We start from the raw sequence: 19,542 nt of genomic DNA on the forward strand, positions 1-19,542 counted from the left end.
GCCCGACCCCGGCGCCGGAAAGGCCGTCAGCGGTCGGCTTCGTCACTCCCGCCCGGGGCGGTCCCGGGAATAGATCCCGCCTGCTCGCCCGCGTCCGTGCGCTCGGGCGGTTCCTTGAGGTCCTGGAGGTCCTTGACCAGGTCTTCCAGCTCGGAGCGGATCCAGTCGCGGGTGGCGACCTCGCCGAGGCCGATGCGCAGGGCGGCGATCTCGCGGGTCAGGTACTCGGTGTCCGCGATCGAGCGCTCGTTCTGCTTGCGGTCCTGCTCGTGGGTGACCCGGTCGCGGTCCGCCTGCCGGTTCTGGGCGAGCAGGATGAGCGGGGCGGCGTAGGAGGCCTGGAGCGAGAGCATCAGCGTCAGGAAGATGAACGGGTACTCGTCGAACCGCAGCCGGTCGGGCGCCGAGGTGTTCCACACCACCCACACGATGACGACGGCGGTCATCCAGACGAGGAACCGGCCGGTGCCGATGAAGCGCGCGATCCGCTCCGACAGCCGCCCGAAGGCCTCGGGGTCGTACGCGGGCAGCAGCTTGGGGCGCCGCGTCCGCGGCTGGTCCAGCCGGATGCGGGGCGCCGGCGGCTCGCCCATGCGGTCCATCCGCTCCATGCGTTCGATGCGTTCGATGCGCTCGACGCGGTCGTGCTTACGCTCAGGCGCCATGCGCGACCTCGCTCCCGGTCCGCCCGCTGTCCTCGGGCTCGAACTCGGTCTCGCGCCAGTCCTCCGGCAGCAGGTGGTCCAGTACGTCGTCCACGGTGACCGCGCCGAGCAGTGAGCCGCTGTCGTCCACCACCGGCGCCGCGACCAGGTTGTACGTGGCGAGGTGGCGCGTCACATCACGCAGCGTCGTCTGGGGCGCGAGCGGCTCCAGGTCACTGTCGACGATCGCCGACACGAGCGTGAACGGCGGGTCGCGCAGCAGCCGCTGGAAGTGCACCGTCCCCAGGTACTTCCCGGTCGGCGTCTCGTCGGGCGGCCGGCACACGTACACCTGCGCAGCCAGCGCCGGGGACAAATCCCGCTGGCGTACGCGCGCGAGCGCGTCGGCGACCGTCGCGTCGGGGCGCAGCACGATCGGTTCGGTGGTCATCAGGCCGCCCGCCGTACGCTCCTCGTACGCCATCAGCCGCCGTACGTCGGCGGCGTCGTCCGGCCGCATCAGCGTCAGCAGCCGCTCCTTGTCCGCCTCGGGCAGCTCGGAGAGCAGGTCGGCCGCGTCGTCCGGGTCCATGGCCTCCAGGACGTCCGCCGCCCGCTCCTCCTTGAGCTTGCCCAGGATCTCGATCTGGTCGTCCTCGGGCAGCTCCTCCAGTACGTCGGCGAGCCGGTCGTCGTGGAGGGCGGCGGCCACCTCGGCGCGGCGCTTGGGCGACAGGTGGTGCAGGACGTTGGCGAGGTCGGCCGCGCGCAGCTGCTCGAACGTGGCGAGCAGGCTCTCGGCGCCCTGGCCCTCCTCCTCCAGCGAGAACCCGCTCACCGCCGACCAGTCGACGGTGAGCGTCTCGCCCTTGCGGCGCAGCGCCCCGCCGCCGCCCCGGCGGACGAAGACCTTGTCGATCTCCCACTCCCGGCGGGCCGGGAGCTGCCGGATGGACACGTCCAGGACGGTCACCTCGGAGCCGTCCTCGACCAGCCGGACGCGGCGGTCGAGGAGCTCGCCGAGGACCAGGCGCTCGGTGGGGCGCTGCTCGAAGCGGCGTACGTTGAGCACCCCGGTGGTGATGACGTGGCCGGATTCGACGCCGGTGACGCGGGTCATGGGCAGGAAGATCCGGCGCCGGCCGATCACCTCGACCACCAGTCCGAGCAGGCGCGGCGGGCGGCGGCCCACCCTGAGCATCGCGACGAGGTCGCGCACCCGGCCGACCTGGTCGCCGTTGGGGTCGAAGACGGGGACGCCGGCGAGGTGCGAGACGAAGATCCGGGGGGCGCCTGCCGCCATGACGCGCGCTTCCCTCCATGTCGGACATTAGGGCTCTGTCCTGGTTCAGGCTAGTCCGTCACGTTGCCGGTCGCCCAGGCGGGGCGTCCGTACGGCTCTCTGCGACCGGCGTGGGCGGCACGGGTACGCTGCCCACTGCCAACCCCCCACGGTTTGACGAGAGGCAGTCCGCTGGTGACCGTTCTTTCCCCGGCTTCGCGCGCCCGCCGGGCCGCTCTCCCCGTCGCGCTGTGCGTCGGGCTGACCGTGGTGCTCACCGCCTGCGGAGAGGAACCCGATCCGGACGCGGGCACGAACGGGCTGGGCAAACTGTCCGCCGCCCAGATCGAGTCCAAGGCCCGGTCCGCGGCGGACGGCGCGAAGGCGGTACGGCTGGCGGGCACGCTGGTCAGCAAGGGCGGCACGTACAAGCTGAACATGCGCCTGAAGCAGACCGGCGCGACCGGCTCGGTCGTCACCAAGACGTCCACCTTCGAGCTGCTGCGGATCGGCGACGCGCTGTACCTGAAGGCGGACGCCGCCTTCTGGACGCACGCGGAGAGCGCGTCCGGCGGGGACGGCGGGGACGGCGGGGACGGCGGAGCGAGCGGGTCCGGCACCGGGGTGGCGGACAAGCTGGACGACAAGTACGTGAAGGTGCCGCAGGACGACCCGTCGTACAAGCAGCTGCGCGGCTTCACCGAGATGAACGTGCTGCTCGACGGGCTGCTGGAGCTGTACGGCGAGCTCGGCAAGGGCGACCGCGACAAAGTCGGCGGCATCCGTACGATCAAGGTCGCGGGCGGCCCGCGGGGCGAGGGCGGCACGCTGGACGTCTCCCTGGAGGGCACGCCGTACCCGCTGCAGTTCGCCAGGGGCGGCGGGGCGGGGGTGGTCGTCCTGTCGGACTGGAACAAGGACTTCCCGCTGACGCCCCCGTCGAAGGACGACACGGTCGACTACGGCCGCCAGCTCCCCCGCACCAGCGACTGACACCTCCCGGGGATTGAGGCCTCCCGGCGACTGCCGCCCCGGCGACTGAGGCCCTCCGGCGACTGAGGCCCCCGGGGGACTGAGGCGCCCCGGCGACTGCCGCACCAGCGACTGCCGCACCAGCGACTGGCGCCCCCAGCGACTGAGGCCCCTTGCGACTGACGCCCCCCAGCGACTGACGCGCCCGGCGACTGGCGCCCCGGCCGCCGGCGTGCGCCGTGGGTCAGTGGCGCTTCGTGCGCTTCAGCAGCAGGCGCGGGAGCCCCGCCGGGGCGGGCCGGCGCGTGGTCGCCGTGGTCGGCAGCGGCGGCGCCGCGAGGGAGCCGTCCGGGTGGGCCGTCGTCGCGTCCCGCGGGGCCAGCCGCAGCACCCGGCACTCGCGCGCCCAGCGGTCCGTCATGGTCTCCGCGTCCGGGGCGTTCAGCCGCTTGCCCTTCAGCTCGGCCACCGCCGACTCCCACGCCTCCGAACCCGGCGCCACCTCGCTCACGGCGGCCGTCCAGGCCACCACGCGCCCGCCCTTGTCCTTGCTGCGCACGGTGACCTCCGCGGTGGAGCCGTCCACGAGCCCCGGCAGCGGCTGCTCGCCCGGCCCGTCGCCGACGACGTACGCCGCGCCGTCGTGCCACACGTGCCACAGCGCGCGGGCCGGGCCCTCGCCCCGTACCCAGATGAGGCCGGACTTCTTGGTGGCCTCCTCGACGAGGGCCTGGTCGAGCAGCGAGTCGCGAGTCATGGCCAGCAGCTTAGCCAGTGGCGCTACAGCCAGCCGTTGCGCTTCAGCGTGCGGTGGATCGCGAAACAGATCACCGAGATGCCCACGAGCACCAGCGGGTAGCCGAACTTCCACCGCAGCTCGGGCATGTAGTCGAAGTTCATGCCGTAGACGCCGCACACCGCCGTCGGTACGGCGATGATCGCCGCCCACGACGTGATCTTGCGCATGTCCTCGTTCTGCGCGACCGTCGCCTGTGCCAGGTTGGCCTGGAGGATGGAGTTCAGCAGCTCGTCGAAGCCGATGACCTGCTCCTGGACCCGCGCGAGGTGGTCGGCGACGTCCCGGAAGTACTTCTGGATGTCGGGGTCCACCAGCCGCATGGGCCGCTCGCTCAGCAGCTGCATCGGCCGCAGCAGCGGCGACACGGCCCGCTTGAACTCCAGCACCTCACGCTTGAGCTGATAGATCCGCCCGGTGTCGGCGCCGCGCGTCGACCCCTTCGCGGGCGGCGAGAAGACATCGATCTCGATCTGGTCGATGTCGATCTCCACCGCGTCCGCGACCGCGATGTAGCCGTCCACCACATGGTCGGCGATGGCGTGCAGCACCGCCGAGGGTCCCTTCTCCAGCAGCTCGGGCTCGCCCTCCATCCGGTGCCGCAGGTTGCGCAGGGAGCCCTGCCCGCCGTGCCGCACGGTGATGACGAAGTCCCGGCCGGTGAAGCACATCACCTCACCGGTCTCGACGACCTCACTGGTCGCGGTGAGCTCGGCGTGCTCGACGTAGTGGATCGTCTTGAAGACGGTGAACAGCGTGTCGTCGTACCGCTCCAGCTTCGGCCGCTGGTGGGCGTGGACCGCGTCCTCCACGGCCAGCGGGTGGAGCCCGAACTCCGCGGCGATACCCGCGAATTCGGCCTCCGTGGGCTCGTGCAGCCCGATCCACGCGAAGCCGCCGCCCTCGCGCACCTGCCGCATCGCCTCGCGCGGCGTGAGGCACGAGTCGTCCTTGAGGCGGCGGCCGTCGCGGTAGACGGCGCAGTCGACCACGGCGGTGGACGTCGAGGGGTCACGGGTCGCGTCGTAGGAGTTGTAGGGGGTGTACCGGGCGCTGCTCTTGCGCAGGGACGGACGGACCGCTGCGCGCAGGTCACGGATCATCGACATGGCGGGCTCCTTCACGGAGAGGCCGTCGCGAGGGCGTGGCACTGCCCGGAATGAGGACGTGGCGTTGCTTACGTCCGCAAAGCGGGCGGCACCGCGGAGTCGCGGTGACGGCGTTCGCTACAGACAGGCAAAAACGATGTGCTCTTCCGTCGTACGCGTAGCCGTGAGCCCGGTGAGAGTGCCTCAGGTCACAGAGAAAGGCCGCGGGCGGAAGAGCGGTTAGTACTGCACGGTCGACTTCGATCCACCGCAGCCCCACCTCCTCCGGCCGGTCCCCCGTAGGGGATGACGTGTCGTCGGGACTGGAAAGCCACGCTTGGCGTGCTGCCCCGACCAGCAGACGGCCAAGACTATCAGCCGACTGACGGTCAATCCCTTACTTTGCCCCATCCATACGCGGCTTATGCTCACCGCATGGGAGAAGTTCTAGCTCTGGTCGAGGCCCGGCTGCGTACGGCGCTCGGGGAACCGGACGCGCGCGCCGCGGTGACCTTCCTGGGCACGGATCGGATCGAAGTGCTCCGCTTCACCGGGGGCGATCTCGTGAGATACGCCACTCTCGGGATGTCCGCCCAGCCGATGACCGACCCGACGGCCGCCCTGGCCGACCCCGTCAAGGGCCCGCGCGCGGAGCTGCTCCTGACCGTACGGGCGGCAGCCGCCGACACGGACAAGGTGCTGCGGCCGCTCGCGGTGCTGGCCGCCTCGCCGCAGGTCGAGGGCGTGGTCGTGGCCCCGGGCGCCTCGCTGGACCTGGGCGAACCCCTGTGGCCGGGGGCGCCGTTCAGCTCCGTACTGGTCGCGGAGTCCGGTGGACTGGTCGAGGACCTGGAGCTGGACGAGCCGATGGACCCGGTGCGGTTCCTGCCGTTGCTGCCGATGACGCCCAACGAGGCGGCGTGGAAGCGGGTGCACGGTGCGCAGGCGCTTCAGGAGCGCTGGCTGGCGGCCGGTACGGACCTTCGCGACCCGCTGCGCCGTTCGGTAACTCTCGACTGACCGGGGTCAGTTGGCGGCGAGGGCCGCTGCCTGCCGCACCGGCAGGTGCTCCTCGGCCTCGCGGGTGAGCGCCCGCCGCCGCACCCACACGATGCCGGCGCCCGCCGCCGCCGCGAGACCGGCCACGACGAACGGCATGCGGACGTCGCTCCACTCCTCGATCTTCGGCGCGAGGTACGGCGCGGCGGCCGCCGCGAACCAGCGCACGAAGTTGTAGCCGGCGCTGGCCACCGGGCGTGGCGCGTCGGAGACACCGAGGGCGAGCTCCGTGAAGACGGTGTTGTTCACGCCGATGAAGGCCCCGGACAGGATCGTGCAGACGATCGCGGTGGTGTGACTTCCGTACCCGAGGACGACGACATCGGCGGCGAGCGCGACCAGCGAGGCGCCCAGCACCCGCAGCGACCCGAACCGCTCCTGGAGCCGTGGCGCGATGAGTACGGAGAAGACCGCGAGCAGCACGCCCCAGGCGAAGAACACGGCACCGGACTTGTAGGGCGTCATGTTCAGCACGAACGGGGTGAAGGCCAGGACCGTGAAGAACGCGTAGTTGTAGCAGAACGCGGACGCGGCGGCGGAGGCCAGGCCCCCGTGGCCGAGCGCCTTGAGCGGGTCGAGCAGCGAGGTCTTGCGGGTGGGCCGCGGCTGCTCCTTCAGGAACGCCGCGATGCACAGGAAGCCGATCGCCATGAGCGCGGCGGTACCGAAGAAGGGGTAGCGCCAGCTCGCGTCGCCCAGCACCGCTCCGAGCAGTGGCCCGCAGGCCATGCCGAGGCCGAGCGCCGACTCGTACAGCAGGATCGCCGCCGCGCTGCCCCCGGCCGCCGCGCCGACGATCACGGCCAGGGAGGTGGAGACGAACAGCGCGTTGCCCAGCCCCCAGCCGGCCCGGAACCCGACCAGCTCGCCGACCGAGCCGGAGGTGCCGGAGAGGGCGGCGAACACGATCACCAGCGCGAGCCCGGCGAGGAGCGTCCTGCGGCCCCCGATACGGCTGGAGACGAAGCCGGTGATCAGCATCGCCACGGCGGTGATCAGGAAGTAGGAGGTGAACAGCAGCGACACCTGGCTGGGTGTGGCGCGCAGCCCCTGGGCGATGGACGGCAGGATCGGGTCGACCAGGCCGATGCCCATGAAGGCGACGACGGACGCGCCGGCGGTCGCCCAGACGGCCCGGGGCTGCCGCAGGATGCTGCCGGAACCTTCGTCCAGCGGGTCCTTCCCGTGCATGCGTGCTCCTTCGGTTTCGACGGCAGATGGTTGCTATATACACATAATAAGTTAGCGTGTCTAATGGGTGCAGGCAGCAGCTTGTTCTGCGCGGACCGATCGGCGCACCGGAAGGGTGATCGTCCTTGACGGGGCGACGGCCGGGGAGGACCGTTGAACCCTATGAGGGGCGAACCCAGTTGCCCGAAGTGCGGAGGCCGGGTCAGGGCGCCCGGTCTCTTTTCCGACTCCTGGCAGTGCGATGTGCACGGCGCCGTGTACCCGCTGCAGCCCGTGATCCCGCCCAGCGTCGAAGCCCTCGACGTCGTCACGCACCGCTCGCAGGTCCCCGTGTGGATGCCCTGGCCGCTGCCGGTGGGCTGGCTCTTCACCGGTGTCGCGTACGCCGGTGACGACCGCAGCGGCGGCAGAGCCACCGCCGTCGCCTGCTCCGGCCCGGGACCCGTCGGCGGCATGGGGGAGCTGCTGCTGGTCGCGGAGGAACTGGGCGTCGGGCTGGGCGCGCGGTACGCGGGGATCGAGGGCCCGGACCCGGGGCCGCACATGTGCGTCGGCACCCGCCCGCAGAGCAAGGTCCTCGCCTCCGGCCGCCCCACCCCGCTGTGGCACGTCAGCGACGCCCCCGAGGACCGCGCGGTCTTCGCGGGGGAGGCGTGCGGGCTGTGGCTGTGGGCCATCGTCTGGCCGGAGAAGTCGGGGCTGCTGATGTACGACGAACTGGTCCTGACCGACCTGCGCGAAGCGGGCTCGGAAGTGGAACTGCTGCCCTGCGGAGCGCTGTCGCCCAGACTGCTCACCTGACGGACCGGGGGCCGCCTCGGTGGCGGGGCTCGGCGGGCCGGGCTGGGGCGTCGGGTGGGGCCCGGGGGCCGTTATCCTTGAGCGTCCCCTGTCCGTTCCCGAGCCTCGGAGTCACGCGTCGTGCGCATCGACCTGCACACCCACTCCACGGCTTCCGACGGTACGGACACCCCGGCCGAGCTGGTGCTCGGCGCCGCCGCGGCCGGTCTCGACGTCGTGGCGCTGACCGACCACGACACCACGCGCGGCCACGCCGAGGCGATCGCCGCACTGCCCGAGGGCCTGACGCTCGTCACGGGCGCCGAGCTGTCGTGCCGGATCGACGGCGTCGGCCTGCACATGCTCGCCTACCTCTTCGACCCGGACGAGCCCGAGCTGGCGCGCGAACGCGAGCTCGTGCGCGACGACCGCGTGCCGCGCGCCCGCGCCATGGTGGGCAAGCTCCAGGAACTGGGCGTGCCCGTCACCTGGGAGCGGGTCGCCGCCATCGCCGGGGACGGCTCCGTGGGCCGCCCGCACATCGCCGAGGCGCTCGTCGAGCTCGGCGCCGTCCGCAGCGTCTCCGACGCCTTCACGCCGCAGTGGCTCGCCGACGGCGGCCGGGCGTACGTCGAGAAGCACGAGCTCGACCCGTTCACCGCGATCCGTCTCGTCAAGGCCGCCGGTGGCGTCACCGTCTTCGCGCACCCGGGCGCCGTCAAGCGCGGCCGCACGGTGCCCGAGGCGGTCATCGCCGAACTCGCCGCGTACGGCCTGGACGGCATAGAGGTCGACCACATGGACCACGACGGGCCGACGCGCGACCGGCTGCGCGGACTCGCCGCCGATGTCGGCCTGTTGACCACCGGCTCCAGCGACTACCACGGCACCCGTAAGACCTGCCGGCTCGGCGACTACACCACCGACCCGGAGATCTACGGCGAGATCACCCGGCGTGCGACCGGGGCGTTCCCGGTGCCGGGCACGGGCGGACGCCGACCGTAAAGGTTCTTTTCGCCGCGCATCCGTCAGTGACGGCACCGGTGAAACACCGGGACGCCCGGCATCCGACGGGCGTCGTTCCGTCCGTGACGACACCCCTTTCCCGTACCACCCTCTCCCGCAAGGCCCCACTGTGTTCGACGCTGCCGTCTTCGGCTCCCTCTTCCTCACCCTCTTCGTCATCATGGATCCCCCGGGGATCACCCCGATCTTCCTCGCGCTGACCTCCGGTCGGCCCGCCAAGACGCAGCGCCGGATGGCCTGGCAGGCGGTCGCGGTCGCCTTCGGCGTGATCACCGTCTTCGGCATCCTGGGTCAGCAGATCCTCGGGTACCTGCATGTCTCCGTCCCGGCGCTGATGATCGCGGGCGGCCTGCTCCTGCTGCTCATCGCGCTCGACCTGCTGACCGGCAAGACCGACGAGCCCAAGCAGACGAAGGACGTCAACGTCGCCCTCGTACCGCTCGGCATGCCGCTGCTGGCCGGGCCCGGCGCCATCGTGTCGGTGATCCTCGCCGTGCAGCACGCGGACGGCGCGGCTCAGCAGGTCTCCGTGTGGGCGGCGATCGCGGCCATGCACGTGGTGCTGTGGCTGACCATGCGCTACTCGCTGCTGATCATCCGGGTCATCAAGGACGGCGGTGTGGTGCTGGTGACCAGGCTCGCCGGGATGATGCTGTCGGCGATCGCGGTGCAGCAGATCATCAACGGTGTGACCCAGGTCATCCAGGGTTCCTGACACTTCACTGACACAACACTGCGCCCCCGTACGGATTCCGGCTCCTTCAAGCGGCCGGAGTCCGCGCGGGGGCGCGGTGGCAGAGCGTCGACGTGTTACGAGGCCGAGGTCGCGGCCGGGCGGATCCAGAGGCGCTGGCCGATCGAGGCGGCCTGCTGCACGATCCGGTTGACGGAGGCGGCGTCCACGACGGTGGTGTCCACGGGCGTGCCGTCGACGTCGTCGAGTCGCAGAATTTCGAAGCGCATGGGCTTCTCCCTTCGTCCTGAGTTGATCCTCCTGGAGGAGAACGGGGTGCGAGGAACCATGTCCCTTACGTGTGCCAACGGCATGTAGCCAGCAAACATTCCCTACGCTAAAGAAAATTTTCGAGTGTCTAACTACTGGTCGGGCAGGGAGCGTGTTGGCGGCCGTGGCAGCGCGGGCGGACAATGAGCCCCGTATGAACGACGACCCAGACACCCCCCGCCAGCCCGCCGGCGCCGACCGGATCACCGAACTCGGCGCCCGCGTGGAGCGCACCAATGAGCTCCTGCAGCGCATGCTGGCCGAGGTCGCCAAGACGCCCTCCACGCATGCCATCTTCGTCGACGCCGGTTACGTCTATGCTGCGGCCGGGTTGCTTGTAGCGGGCACCGAGGACCGGCGCGCCTTCGACCTGGACGCGGAAGGGCTCATCGAGGCCTTCATCGACAAGGCCCGCACGATCTTCGCGGACAGCCGCCTGCTGCGCGTCTACTGGTACGACGGCGCCCGGCGCCGTATCCACACGCCCGAGCAGCAGGCGATCGCCGAACTGCCCGACGTCAAGGTCAGGCTCGGCAACCTCAACGCCAACAACCAGCAGAAGGGCGTCGACTCCCTCATCCGCTCCGACCTGGAGTCGCTGGCCCGCCACCGCGCCATCAGCGACGCGGCGCTGGTCGGCGGCGATGAGGACCTGGTCTCGGCGGTCGAGGCCGCCCAGGGGTACGGGGCCCGCGTCCACCTGTGGGGCATCGAGGCGGCGGACGGCCGCAACCAGGCCGAGCCCCTGCTCTGGGAGGTCGACAGCCAGCGCACCTTCGACCTCGACTTCTGCCGCCCCTACGTCACCCGGCGCCCGGTGACGACGTACGAGAACGAGGGCGAGCCGCCGCCGTCACGCGACGAGGTGCGCTTCATCGGCGCCCGGATCGCCGAGACCTGGCTGGCGGAGCGGGGGCCCGGCGCGATGGCCGAGCTGCTGCCCGGCCACCCCTACCTGCCCGGTCCGGTGGACCAGGATCTGCTGATGGAGGCGGAACGGCAGCTCAGCCGCTCGCTGCGCGGGTACGCCGTGCTGCGGCGGGCGCTGCGGGACGGCTTCTGGCAGCACCTTCAGTCGCGGTTCTGAGCGCTGTCGCCACGGTCCCAGAACGCGGCGACGGCCCTCGCGGTCTCGACCGGCCGGTCGGTGTTCGGCGAGTGCTCGGCCCCGTCCACGCGCGTGCGGTGCGCGCCCAGCCGCTGCGCCATGGCGTCGATCAGCGGTACGGGCCAGGTGTCGTCACGTACGCCGGAGATCACGTGCACGGGTAGCGGCGGGCGGACGGCGGCGAGCTCATCGGTCCGGTCCGGTTCGACGGTCAGCCCGCGGCCGGTGGCCAGCAGCTGGGCCGGGTTGTGGAGCAGCCAGCGGCGGCGCAGGTCCGCCCGGTTGCTGCCCGCCTCGTCGGCGTCCTCGGGCGGGTCGAGTGCGCGCATGGCCTCCCAGACCTGACCCATGCTCATCACCGCCAGCGCGTCGCTCAGCAGCTTGATCTTCTCCTGCTGGGCCGGGGAGACCTGGGCGGGCCCGGACGACATCAACGTGAGCGTGGCGAAGGGCGACCGGTCCAGCATCACGGCGGCGCGGGCGATCTGGCCGCCCAGGGAATGCCCGAGGAGGTGGACCGGCCCGCTGTCGAGGGCCGCCGCCTGCGCCAGCACATCGCGCGCCAACTCCTCCTGCGCGTAGGCGCGTTGGTCGGCGGGGCCCTCGGTCTCGTACTGGCCGCGACCGTCGACGGCGACGGCTCGGTAGCCGGCGTCGGCGAGCGGGCGCAGCATCGCGATGAAGTCCTCCTTGGACCCCGTGTACCCGGGCAGGAGGAGCGCCGTCGCCTTCGGTGGCGTGCCGTCGGCAGGTGCCGCGTCCAGCACGGCGAACTCGCCGCGCGAGGTCCGCAGGCGATGGGCGCGGGTACAGGGCGGAGGCGTGAAGGTGGGCGGCCTGCTCATGCCACGAGGCTAACGGTGCCGGACCGTTCGGGCCGTGTGGGGGCGCGCCCGGTGGGCCGGGTGTGGATACGGGGACGGCCCCGCTCCGGGAAGGAGCGGGGCCGTCGGTGGCGTGCCGGGCGGGTCAGCTCGCGGGCTGGGCCGCCGCGGTCTTGCGGGTCCGGCGCCGGGGCCTGGCTTCCGTGGCCTCGGCGGCCTCGGCGGCTTCCGGGGCGGCGGTGGCGACCTTGCGGGTGCGGCGCGGCTTGACCTCGGCCTCGGGGGCCGGGGCGGAGGCCTCGGTCACCGGCTCGGCCGCCTTGCGCGTACGGCGACGGGGCTTCGTCGCCTCCGGCTCGGCCGCTTCCGTGGTCTCCGGCGCGGACGCCGCCGCCTTCTTGCGCGTACGGCGCGGCTTGGCTTCGGCCGCCTCGGCGGTGTCCACGGCGTCCACGGCCGGCTCTGCTGCCTTGCGGGTACGGCGGCGGGGCTTCACGGGCTCCTCCGCAACCGCAACCGCGACCGCTTCCGTCACCGGCTCGGCCACCGGCTCGGCGACCGGCGCGGCCGCCACCGGCGTGGCCTCCGGCGCAGCGCCCGCGCGGGTGCGGCGACGGCGGCGCAGGGTACGGGGCGCACCGGACTCGGCGGCCTCGTCGGCGGCGGGCGCCTCGGCGGGCGCCTTGGCGGGCGTCTCGGCGGCGGGCGCCGGGGCGTCGGTCAGCGGGGTGCCGCCCCGCGTACGGCGGCGCTGGCGCGGGGCGCGCGTACGCGCCGGGCGCTCCTCCTCCGTACGCTCCGTACGCTCAGGACGCGCCGAGCGCGACGTACGGGAGGAACGGCCGCGGCCGCCCGTCTCGCCCAGGTCTTCCAGCTCCTCCGCGTCCAGGCCCTGGCGGGTCCGCTCGGCGCGCGGCAGCACACCCTTCGTACCGGCCGGGATGTCCAGCTCCTCGAAGAGGTGCGGGGACGTGGAGTACGTCTCGACCGGGTCGTTGAAGTTCAGCTCCAGCGCCTTGTTGATCAGCTGCCAGCGCGGGATGTCGTCCCAGTCGACCAGCGTCACGGCGATGCCCTTGTTGCCGGCGCGGCCGGTGCGGCCCACCCGGTGGAGGTAGGTCTTCTCGTCCTCCGGCGTCTGGTAGTTGATCACGTGCGTGACGCCCTCGACGTCGATGCCACGGGCGGCGACGTCGGTGCAGACGAGCACGTCCACCTTGCCGTTGCGGAAGGCCCGCAGGGCCTGCTCGCGGGCGCCCTGGCCGAGGTCGCCGTGGACCGCGCCCGAGGCGAAACCGCGCCGCTCCAGCTGCTCGGCGATGTCGGCCGCCGTGCGCTTCGTACGGCAGAAGATCATCGCGAGCCCGCGGCCGTTGGCCTGGAGGATGCGCGAGACCATCTCGGGCTTGTCCATGGAGTGCGCGCGGTACACGTACTGCGCGATGTTCGCGACCGTCCTGCCCTCGTCGTCCGGCGCCGTGGCGCTGATGTGCGTGGGCTGCGACATGTAGCGGCGGGCCAGGCCGATGACCGCGCCCGGCATGGTCGCCGAGAACAGCATGGTCTGGCGCTTCGCCGGAAGCATGTTGATGATCTTCTCGACGTCGGGCAGGAAGCCCAGGTCGAGCATCTCGTCGGCCTCGTCCAGGACGAGGGCCTTGACGTGCGAGAGGTCCAGCTTGCGCTGGCCGGCCAGGTCGAGCAGGCGGCCCGGGGTGCCGACGATGACGTCGACGCCCTTCTTCAGGGCCTCGACCTGCGGCTCGTACGCACGGCCGCCGTAGATCGCGAGGACGCGGACGTTACGGACCTTGCCGGCGGTGAGCAGGTCGTTGGTGACCTGGGTGCACAGCTCGCGCGTCGGGACGACCACCAGCGCCTGCGGGGCGTCGGTCAGCTGCTCGGGCTTTGCCCGGCCCGCCTCGACGTCCGCCGGGACGGTGACCCGCTCCAGCAGCGGCAGGCCGAAACCGAGGGTCTTGCCGGTGCCGGTCTTGGCCTGGCCGATGACGTCGGTGCCGGAGAGCGCGACCGGAAGGGTCATCTCCTGGATGGGGAAGGGGGACATGATGCCGACGGCTTCGAGGGCCTCGGCGGTCTCGGGAAGGATCCCGAGCTCTCGGAAAGTCGTAGTCAGGGTGCTGCCTCTTCTGTGAGACGCGGCATGAGGCGAACGCTGGGGGTCTTACCGTGCCGGTCACGTCCGGCCGCGGACCGCGCGGTCGGGTGGCGCGGGACCACTGCCGTCGCTCGAGCGTCATACCGCTGAGGGGCCCCTCATGTGCGGCGAACGCGCACGGAGGGCTGTCGGGTCGGAGCCGATCGGGCCACCGACCGGGCATCCTCATTCATGAGATGGCCCGCCGAGTACGTACCGAACGTGACTGAATACTCAGCAGGCGCAATACCACTGTACCCCGGAATCGCGCAGGCGTGTTGGGTCAATTGATAAGGAGGGGGAGGTCACAGTGACTGACCAGGGCCTTCCCGGGTGCGGCGGGCGGGCTATTGTGCGCTTCATGGAGACGCCTGACAACGCCGCTGCTTCCGCCACCGCCGCCGAGGAACCGACCGGGATCGCCGCCCTGGGCTGGGCCGAGGCCTCCGCCGAGCCCCAGTACCGCGCGGCGGTCGTGGACCTGCTCGGCGCGCTCGCGTACGGAGAGCTGGCGGCCTTCGAGCGGCTCGCCGAGGACGCGAAGCTGGCGCCGACGCTCGCCGACAAGGCGGAGCTGGCGAAGATGGCGTCGGCCGAGTTCCACCACTTCGAGCGGCTCCGGGACCGGCTGACGGCGATCGACGCGGAGCCGACGGCGGCCATGGAGCCCTTCGCGAAGGCGCTGGACGACTTCCACCGCCAGACGGCGCCGTCCGACTGGCTGGAGGGCCTCGTCAAGGCGTACGTGGGCGACTCGATCGCCAGCGACTTCTACCGCGAGGTCGCCGTCCGGCTGGACTCCGACACCCGCGCGCTGGTCCTCGCGGTGCTGGACGACACCGGCCACGGCAACTTCGCCGTCGAGAAGGTGCGCGCCGCGATCGAGGCCGACCCGCGCGTGGGCGGCCGTCTCGCGCTGTGGGCCCGGCGGCTGATGGGCGAGGCCCTGTCCCAGGCCCAGCGGGTGGTGGCGGAGCGGGACGCGCTGTCGACGATGCTCGTGGGCGGCGTCGCGGACGGGTTCGACCTGGCGGCGGTGGGCGAGATGTTCTCCCGTATCACCAAGGCCCACACCAAGCGCATGGCCGCGCTGGGCCTGGCCGCCTGACGCCGGCGGGGCACTCGCCCCACCCGTGCCTGACGCCGGCGGGGCGCGCTGGGCCCCGTCCGTGTCTGACGCCGGCGGGGCGCTGGGCCCCGCCCGTCGCCCCTCAAGGAGCGGTCGGCCCGCTCACGTCGCCGCCGGGCGGCGCAAGCGGCGCCGGGCCGGGCGCAGCAGCAGCGACAGTACGACGGCCGCGACCGCGACCGCGCCGATCAGGGTCGCCGCCCCGTACCCCGGGCCGAGCGCCGCGTGCGTGAGCAGGGCGCCGAAGAGCGCGCCCAGCGCGCCGGCGGCGAGGACCACGCGGCGCGACGGGAGCCGGTCGGCCAGTCGGTGGGCCGCCGCCCAGGACAGCGCGAGTCCGAGCACGACGGAGCCGAGAGCTTCCCAGAACACTACGGATCACCTCGCGGACGGCGGGCCGGGCAAAACGGTCACAGCCCGTACTACCCGATGCGCGCGAAACGCAATCATCCTCGTGGCGCGGTGGGGTACGCCAAAGGCCCGGCGGGAGCACCCCCGCCGGGCCTTCGCGTCGTACTGCCGTACCGCTCAGAGCGCGCCGAAGCCCACCCGGGGCTTCGCCGGCTCGCCGATCTCCACGTAGGCGATCCGCTCGGACGGCACCAGCACCTTGCGGCCCTTGTCGTCCGTCAGACTGAGCAGCTGCGTCTTGCCGGCCAGCGCATCGGCCACCGCGCGCTCCACCTCCTGGGCGGACTGCCCGCTCTCCAGCGCGATCTCCCGGGGCGCGTGCTGCACGCCGATCTTGACCTCCACGGCTATGTCCCTCCGAACGGTCAGCGTTGCGCGGTCAGCCGCGCCGTACGCAGCACACATTAGCCCGGAGAGGGGACACGGCAGGTCTCAGCCGTGAACGCCAGGAGCGAACATCATCAGTGCGTTTCGGAGCCGTGCAGCGGGAAGCCGGCGATGCCCCGCCACGCCAGGGACGTCAGCAGCTGGACCGCCCGCTCGCGCGGAATGGCGGACTCGCTGGACAGCCAGTACCGCGCGACGACCTGGGAGACACCGCCCAGACCCACGGCCAGCAGCATGGACTCGTCCTTCGACAGTCCCGTGTCCTCCGCGATGACCTCCGAGATCGCCTCCGCGCACTGCAGCGAGACGCGTTCGACGCGCTCGCGCACCGCCGGCTCGTTGGTCAGGTCCGACTCGAACACGAGGCGGAAGGCGCCGCCCTCGTCCTCCACGTACGCGAAGTAGGCGTCCATCGTGGCCGCCACGCGCAGCTTGTTCTCGGTGGTCGAGGCGAGCGCGGTGCGCACGGCCTGGAGCAGCGACTCGCAGTGCTGGTCCAGCAGCGCCAGGTACAGCTCCAGCTTTCCGGGGAAGTGCTGGTACAGCACGGGCTTGCTGACGCCCGCGCGCTCCGCGATGTCGTCCATCGCGGCCGCGTGGTACCCCTGTGCGACAAACACTTCCTGGGCGGCGCCCAGGAGCTGGTTGCGTCGGGCTCGGCGCGGCAGGCGCGTGCCCCGCGGGCGCGCCGCCTCTGTCTGCTCGATGGCTGTCACGCCGCCTCCCAAAATCGATCCATAGGCGCTGTGCGCCGCGCCCGCCATCGTACTTTTGGGTAACCCGGGTGTGCGCGGTGCGAGGGCAGAATTTCACGTACCGGACGCGTGGGGTAGCCGGTGATTCAACGTTAAAGCGACCAAATCAGCGGTAGTCGTCCTCGTCCAGCGTGACGACCCGGGTCTGTTCGATGGCGTCCGCCTCGTTCGCCACTGCCGGATCGATGCGGGTCAGCGGGTCGTCCTCGCTCGGCTGGAGCTCCGCGTGCTGTTCGGCGGCGTCGGCCTCGGGGGTCTCCTCGTCCAGCACGGCGGTGGCTTCCTCCTCGTTGTCGGCGGTGTCGTCGAAGTCCTCGAAGGTCTCCGGGTCGGTCGGGTCGACGGTCATGGGCTCCCTTTCACGTGGGTTCACATGGACGGGCGGGGGCCTGGGCGTACTGCCCTCACGTATGAGCCTAGGAGGTACCCCCTTCTGGCGCTATGCGATCTGTGACGCCGAACACATGATTGCCCGCGTGATCGTCTCGTAACATTGCCGCATGTCTTCGACCGAGCTGCCGGGAGCCGTCGCCGCCACCGCGGCGGGCCTGCGGGTGAGTGCCGTGCGGGTCGCGGAGGGGGAGCGGCTGCGCTCCGTGACGCTGCCCGGACTGACCCTGAAGGTGCGGTTCAGGCCGTCGGACCGCACCGGCCGGCCGCCCGCGCTGTATGTGCACGGGCTCGGCGGCTCGTCGCAGAACTGGTCGGACCTGATGCCGCTGCTGGAAGACGTCGTGGACGGCGAGGCGGTGGACCTGCCCGGCTTCGGGGACTCCCCGCCGCCCGACGACGGCAATTACTCCCTCACCGCGCACGCCCGGGCCGTCATCCGGCTGCTGGACGCCGGTGCGCGCGGCCCCGTGCACCTGATCGGCAACTCGCTGGGCGGCGCGGTCTCCACCCGCGTCGCCGCCGCCCGCCCCGATCTCGTACGCACGCTGACGCTGGTCTCGCCCGCGCTGCCGGAGCTGCGCGCCCAGCGCGGCGCCTGGCCCACCGCGCTGCTCGCGCTGCCCGGCGTCGCCTCCTTCTTCACCCGGATGACCAGGGACTGGACGGCGGAGCAGCGGGTGCGGGGCGTGCTGTCGCTCTGTTACGGGGACCCCGGACGGGTCACCGACGAGGCGTTCCGCCACGCCGTCCAGGAGATGGAACGGCGCCTGGCGCTGCCGTACTTCTGGGACGCCATGGCCCGTTCGGCACGTGGCATTGTTGACGCGTACACGCTGGGTGGGCAGCACGGTCTGTGGCGGCAGGCGGAGCGGGTGCTCGCGCCGACGCTGCTGGTGTACGGAGGGCGTGACCGGCTCGTCTCGTTCCGGATGGCGCGCAGGGCGGCGGCCGCCTTCCGCGACTCGCGGCTGCTGACGCTTCCGGAGGCGGGGCATGTCGCGATGATGGAGTACCCGCAGGCGGTCGCCCAGGCCGTACGGGAACTGATCGACGACTACGACGGGAGCTGATCCGGGGCGTGGGACGACATAGCCGTAAAGGCCCCGCACCTCAGGGCTCCGAACAGAGCACGGGAACGGTACGGGAGGGGGCACCCCCCGGCATCGGGCGCCGGCGCAAGTCCTCCACGGCTCCCGAACCCGACCACCGGAGCGGCATCCCGCCGCACCCCGGCGCGCAGCAGGTGCGCGGCGGCCATCCGGAACAGCACGAGCCGGGCGGCGGCTGGGGCGAGCCCGGCCGGTACGGCGAGGGGCGCGGCGCCCCGCACCCGGCGCCCCCCGCCGCGGCGCGGGCCGGCCACCCCGCGACCGGGGTGGGCGCCGGAGCGCGGATCCCCGGACCCCGGCGCGAGTTCGTCGAGGCCTTCGACGCCGCCGCGCCCGAGGCGGCCCCCGGCGAGCGGCCGCCGACCGCCGGTGACCCGCCCGAAGAGCTCGGCGAGCCCGTCAAGGAGGGCAAGGACGGCCGCGGCGGCAAGGGCCTGACCTTCGCCGGCATCGCGGCCGCCGCCGTCACCACCGTCCTCGCCGTCGTCGTCGCCGGACAGGTCACCGGCGCGGGGCCGGGCGCGTCCGCCTCCCGGTCGCCGGGCCAGGCCGCCGAGCGGCCGGTCGCCGACGGCTCCTCCGACGCGCGTTCGCACCGCTCCGACGAGCGCGCCGTCCCGCCGCCGCCCGCGCGCCGGGCCGCCCCGGTGACGTACCGCCAGTTGATGGCCAAGCGGTTCCCGCTGGACCCCAAGCTGAAGGGATCCGGCCAGTTCCAGGCCGTACCGGGATTCGACAAGGCGCCCGGCACCGGCCGCAAGGTCCGCTACCGCGTCGACGTCGAGAAGGGCCTCGGGCTGGACCCCCAGCTGTTCGCCCGGGCGGTCCAGGAGACGCTGAACGACGACCGCAGCTGGGCGCACGGCGGTGCCATGACCTTCGAGCGGATCTCCACCGGGCAGCCGGAGTTCGTCATCACCCTGGCCAGCCCGGGCACCACCGGCGTCTGGTGCGCCAAGTCCGGGCTGGACACGACGGTCGACAACGTCTCCTGCGACTCCGCCGCCACCGAGCGCGTGATGATCAACGCGTACCGGTGGGCGCAGGGCTCGCAGACGTACGGCGTCAAGGCGATGCACACCTACCGGCAGATGCTGATCAACCACGAGGTCGGGCACCGGCTCGGGCACAACCACGTGACCTGCCGCACGCCGGGCGCGCTCGCGCCGGTGATGCAGCAGCAGACCAAGTCGCTGGAGATAGACGGCATCAAGTGCCGCCCGAACCCCTGGGTCTTCCCCGGCGGCTGATTTCCCCTTCCCCGTTGCCTTCCCGCCGTTTTCCCCGCTGCCCGGATTCCAGGAAATTCGCCCGTAGCGCGAAGAAACGCAACGGGTGCGGGAAAGTTACGTGCATTCACCCCTTCCGGTGGCGCGACGGACAACCGTCCATCACGCCACCGGCATATCCGCTTACGTTCTTCCCGC

The 19,542-nt window shown here is 72.1% G+C and carries 21 protein-coding genes; 9 read left to right on the forward strand and 12 right to left on the reverse strand.

Translation table 11 applies throughout. The features are described 5' to 3' along the window. Positions 1-26 precede the first annotated feature (26 nt). Both QWM81_RS11140 and QWM81_RS11145 read right to left on the reverse strand, forming a co-directional pair. Positions 27-611, reverse strand: a complete 585-nt coding sequence (locus QWM81_RS11140) for a DUF1003 domain-containing protein (protein WP_290111733.1) — start codon at positions 609-611, stop codon at positions 27-29. A gap of 43 nt (positions 612-654) precedes the next feature. Then, positions 655-1,947 carry a magnesium transporter MgtE N-terminal domain-containing protein gene (locus QWM81_RS11145; protein WP_290111669.1) on the reverse strand — a complete coding sequence of 431 codons (1,293 nt, stop codon included), beginning with the start codon at positions 1,945-1,947 and terminating at the stop codon, positions 655-657. A 174-nt stretch (positions 1,948-2,121) separates the two neighbouring features. On the opposite strand from QWM81_RS11145, the gene QWM81_RS11150 reads away from it, so the two are divergent. Further along, entirely contained in the window at positions 2,122-2,919 is a 798-nt protein-coding gene (locus tag QWM81_RS11150; protein ID WP_290111670.1) for a hypothetical protein, read from the forward strand. 223 nt (positions 2,920-3,142) lie between these two features. Here QWM81_RS11150 and QWM81_RS11155 read toward each other — a convergent pair whose 3' ends face one another. Both QWM81_RS11155 and QWM81_RS11160 read right to left on the reverse strand, forming a co-directional pair. Beyond that, on the reverse strand, positions 3,143-3,655 hold the full coding sequence (locus QWM81_RS11155) for a hypothetical protein (protein ID WP_290111671.1): 513 nt from the start codon (positions 3,653-3,655) through the stop codon (positions 3,143-3,145). A 23-nt stretch (positions 3,656-3,678) separates the two neighbouring features. Beyond that, positions 3,679-4,803, reverse strand: a complete 1,125-nt coding sequence (locus tag QWM81_RS11160) for a magnesium and cobalt transport protein CorA (protein WP_290111672.1) — start codon at positions 4,801-4,803, stop codon at positions 3,679-3,681. Positions 4,804-5,217: 414 nt separating this feature from the next. Here QWM81_RS11160 and QWM81_RS11165 point away from each other — a divergent pair, with 414 nt between their 5' ends. Next, positions 5,218-5,802, forward strand: coding sequence for a suppressor of fused domain protein (locus QWM81_RS11165; RefSeq protein WP_290111673.1), 585 nt, complete (start codon positions 5,218-5,220; stop codon positions 5,800-5,802). A gap of 6 nt (positions 5,803-5,808) precedes the next feature. Here the strand turns inward: QWM81_RS11165 and QWM81_RS11170 are convergent, their stop codons facing one another. Then, positions 5,809-7,032 (reverse strand): MFS transporter, encoded by a 1,224-nt coding sequence (locus QWM81_RS11170; protein WP_290111674.1) that lies wholly within the window; start codon positions 7,030-7,032, stop codon positions 5,809-5,811. 162 nt (positions 7,033-7,194) lie between these two features. Here QWM81_RS11170 and QWM81_RS11175 point away from each other — a divergent pair, with 162 nt between their 5' ends. The 3 genes from QWM81_RS11175 to QWM81_RS11185 all read left to right on the forward strand — a co-directional run bounded on the left by QWM81_RS11175 (position 7,195) and on the right by QWM81_RS11185 (position 9,553). Further along, the gene (locus tag QWM81_RS11175; RefSeq protein ID WP_290111675.1) at positions 7,195-7,833 is read left to right on the forward strand and encodes a DUF6758 family protein; all 639 of its coding nucleotides are present in this window, start codon (positions 7,195-7,197) and stop codon (positions 7,831-7,833) included. A gap of 120 nt (positions 7,834-7,953) precedes the next feature. After that, positions 7,954-8,817, forward strand: coding sequence for a PHP domain-containing protein (locus tag QWM81_RS11180; RefSeq protein WP_290111676.1), 864 nt, complete (start codon positions 7,954-7,956; stop codon positions 8,815-8,817). Between the two features lie 130 nt (positions 8,818-8,947). Further along, a complete protein-coding gene (locus tag QWM81_RS11185; protein ID WP_290111677.1) occupies positions 8,948-9,553 on the forward strand; it encodes a MarC family protein in 606 nt (201 codons plus the stop codon). Positions 9,554-9,648: 95 nt separating this feature from the next. On the opposite strand, the gene QWM81_RS11190 is transcribed toward QWM81_RS11185, so the two are convergent. Beyond that, positions 9,649-9,801 carry a DUF8834 family protein gene (locus tag QWM81_RS11190; protein ID WP_290111678.1) on the reverse strand — a complete coding sequence of 51 codons (153 nt, stop codon included), beginning with the start codon at positions 9,799-9,801 and terminating at the stop codon, positions 9,649-9,651. Positions 9,802-9,995: 194 nt separating this feature from the next. Here QWM81_RS11190 and QWM81_RS11195 point away from each other — a divergent pair, with 194 nt between their 5' ends. Continuing rightward, entirely contained in the window at positions 9,996-10,928 is a 933-nt protein-coding gene (locus tag QWM81_RS11195; protein ID WP_290111679.1) for an NYN domain-containing protein, read from the forward strand. Here the strand turns inward: QWM81_RS11195 and QWM81_RS11200 are convergent. After that, a complete protein-coding gene (locus QWM81_RS11200; RefSeq protein WP_290111680.1) occupies positions 10,913-11,794 on the reverse strand; it encodes an alpha/beta fold hydrolase in 882 nt (293 codons plus the stop codon). The genes QWM81_RS11195 and QWM81_RS11200 overlap by 16 nt on opposite strands. A gap of 124 nt (positions 11,795-11,918) precedes the next feature. Continuing rightward, positions 11,919-13,841, reverse strand: coding sequence for a DEAD/DEAH box helicase (locus QWM81_RS11205; RefSeq protein WP_290111681.1), 1,923 nt, complete (start codon positions 13,839-13,841; stop codon positions 11,919-11,921). A 451-nt stretch (positions 13,842-14,292) separates the two neighbouring features. On the opposite strand from QWM81_RS11205, the gene QWM81_RS11210 reads away from it, so the two are divergent. Then, positions 14,293-15,039 (forward strand): ferritin-like fold-containing protein, encoded by a 747-nt coding sequence (locus tag QWM81_RS11210; RefSeq protein ID WP_290111682.1) that lies wholly within the window; start codon positions 14,293-14,295, stop codon positions 15,037-15,039. Between the two features lie 123 nt (positions 15,040-15,162). Here QWM81_RS11210 and QWM81_RS11215 read toward each other — a convergent pair whose 3' ends face one another. The 4 genes from QWM81_RS11215 to QWM81_RS11230 form a co-directional block, all read right to left on the reverse strand. Further along, on the reverse strand, positions 15,163-15,432 hold the full coding sequence (locus QWM81_RS11215; protein ID WP_290111683.1) for a hypothetical protein: 270 nt from the start codon (positions 15,430-15,432) through the stop codon (positions 15,163-15,165). Between the two features lie 156 nt (positions 15,433-15,588). Beyond that, on the reverse strand, positions 15,589-15,816 hold the full coding sequence (locus QWM81_RS11220) for a DUF3107 domain-containing protein (protein WP_290111684.1): 228 nt from the start codon (positions 15,814-15,816) through the stop codon (positions 15,589-15,591). A 116-nt stretch (positions 15,817-15,932) separates the two neighbouring features. Then, positions 15,933-16,574 carry a TetR/AcrR family transcriptional regulator gene (locus QWM81_RS11225; RefSeq protein WP_290111685.1) on the reverse strand — a complete coding sequence of 214 codons (642 nt, stop codon included), beginning with the start codon at positions 16,572-16,574 and terminating at the stop codon, positions 15,933-15,935. A 145-nt stretch (positions 16,575-16,719) separates the two neighbouring features. After that, positions 16,720-16,962 (reverse strand): Rv3202a family protein, encoded by a 243-nt coding sequence (locus QWM81_RS11230; RefSeq protein WP_290111686.1) that lies wholly within the window; start codon positions 16,960-16,962, stop codon positions 16,720-16,722. A 151-nt stretch (positions 16,963-17,113) separates the two neighbouring features. Between QWM81_RS11230 and QWM81_RS11235 the strand changes: the two genes are divergently transcribed. Then, the gene (locus QWM81_RS11235) at positions 17,114-18,076 is read left to right on the forward strand and encodes an alpha/beta fold hydrolase (protein ID WP_290111687.1); all 963 of its coding nucleotides are present in this window, start codon (positions 17,114-17,116) and stop codon (positions 18,074-18,076) included. An 8-nt stretch (positions 18,077-18,084) separates the two neighbouring features. After that, positions 18,085-19,365 carry a DUF3152 domain-containing protein gene (locus QWM81_RS11240; protein ID WP_290111688.1) on the forward strand — a complete coding sequence of 427 codons (1,281 nt, stop codon included), beginning with the start codon at positions 18,085-18,087 and terminating at the stop codon, positions 19,363-19,365. The last annotated feature ends 177 nt before the right edge of the window (positions 19,366-19,542 follow it).

It is taken from the genome of Streptomyces ficellus, from assembly GCF_030406405.1.
Taxonomy (GTDB): Bacteria; Actinomycetota; Actinomycetes; order Streptomycetales; family Streptomycetaceae; genus Streptomyces; species Streptomyces ficellus_B.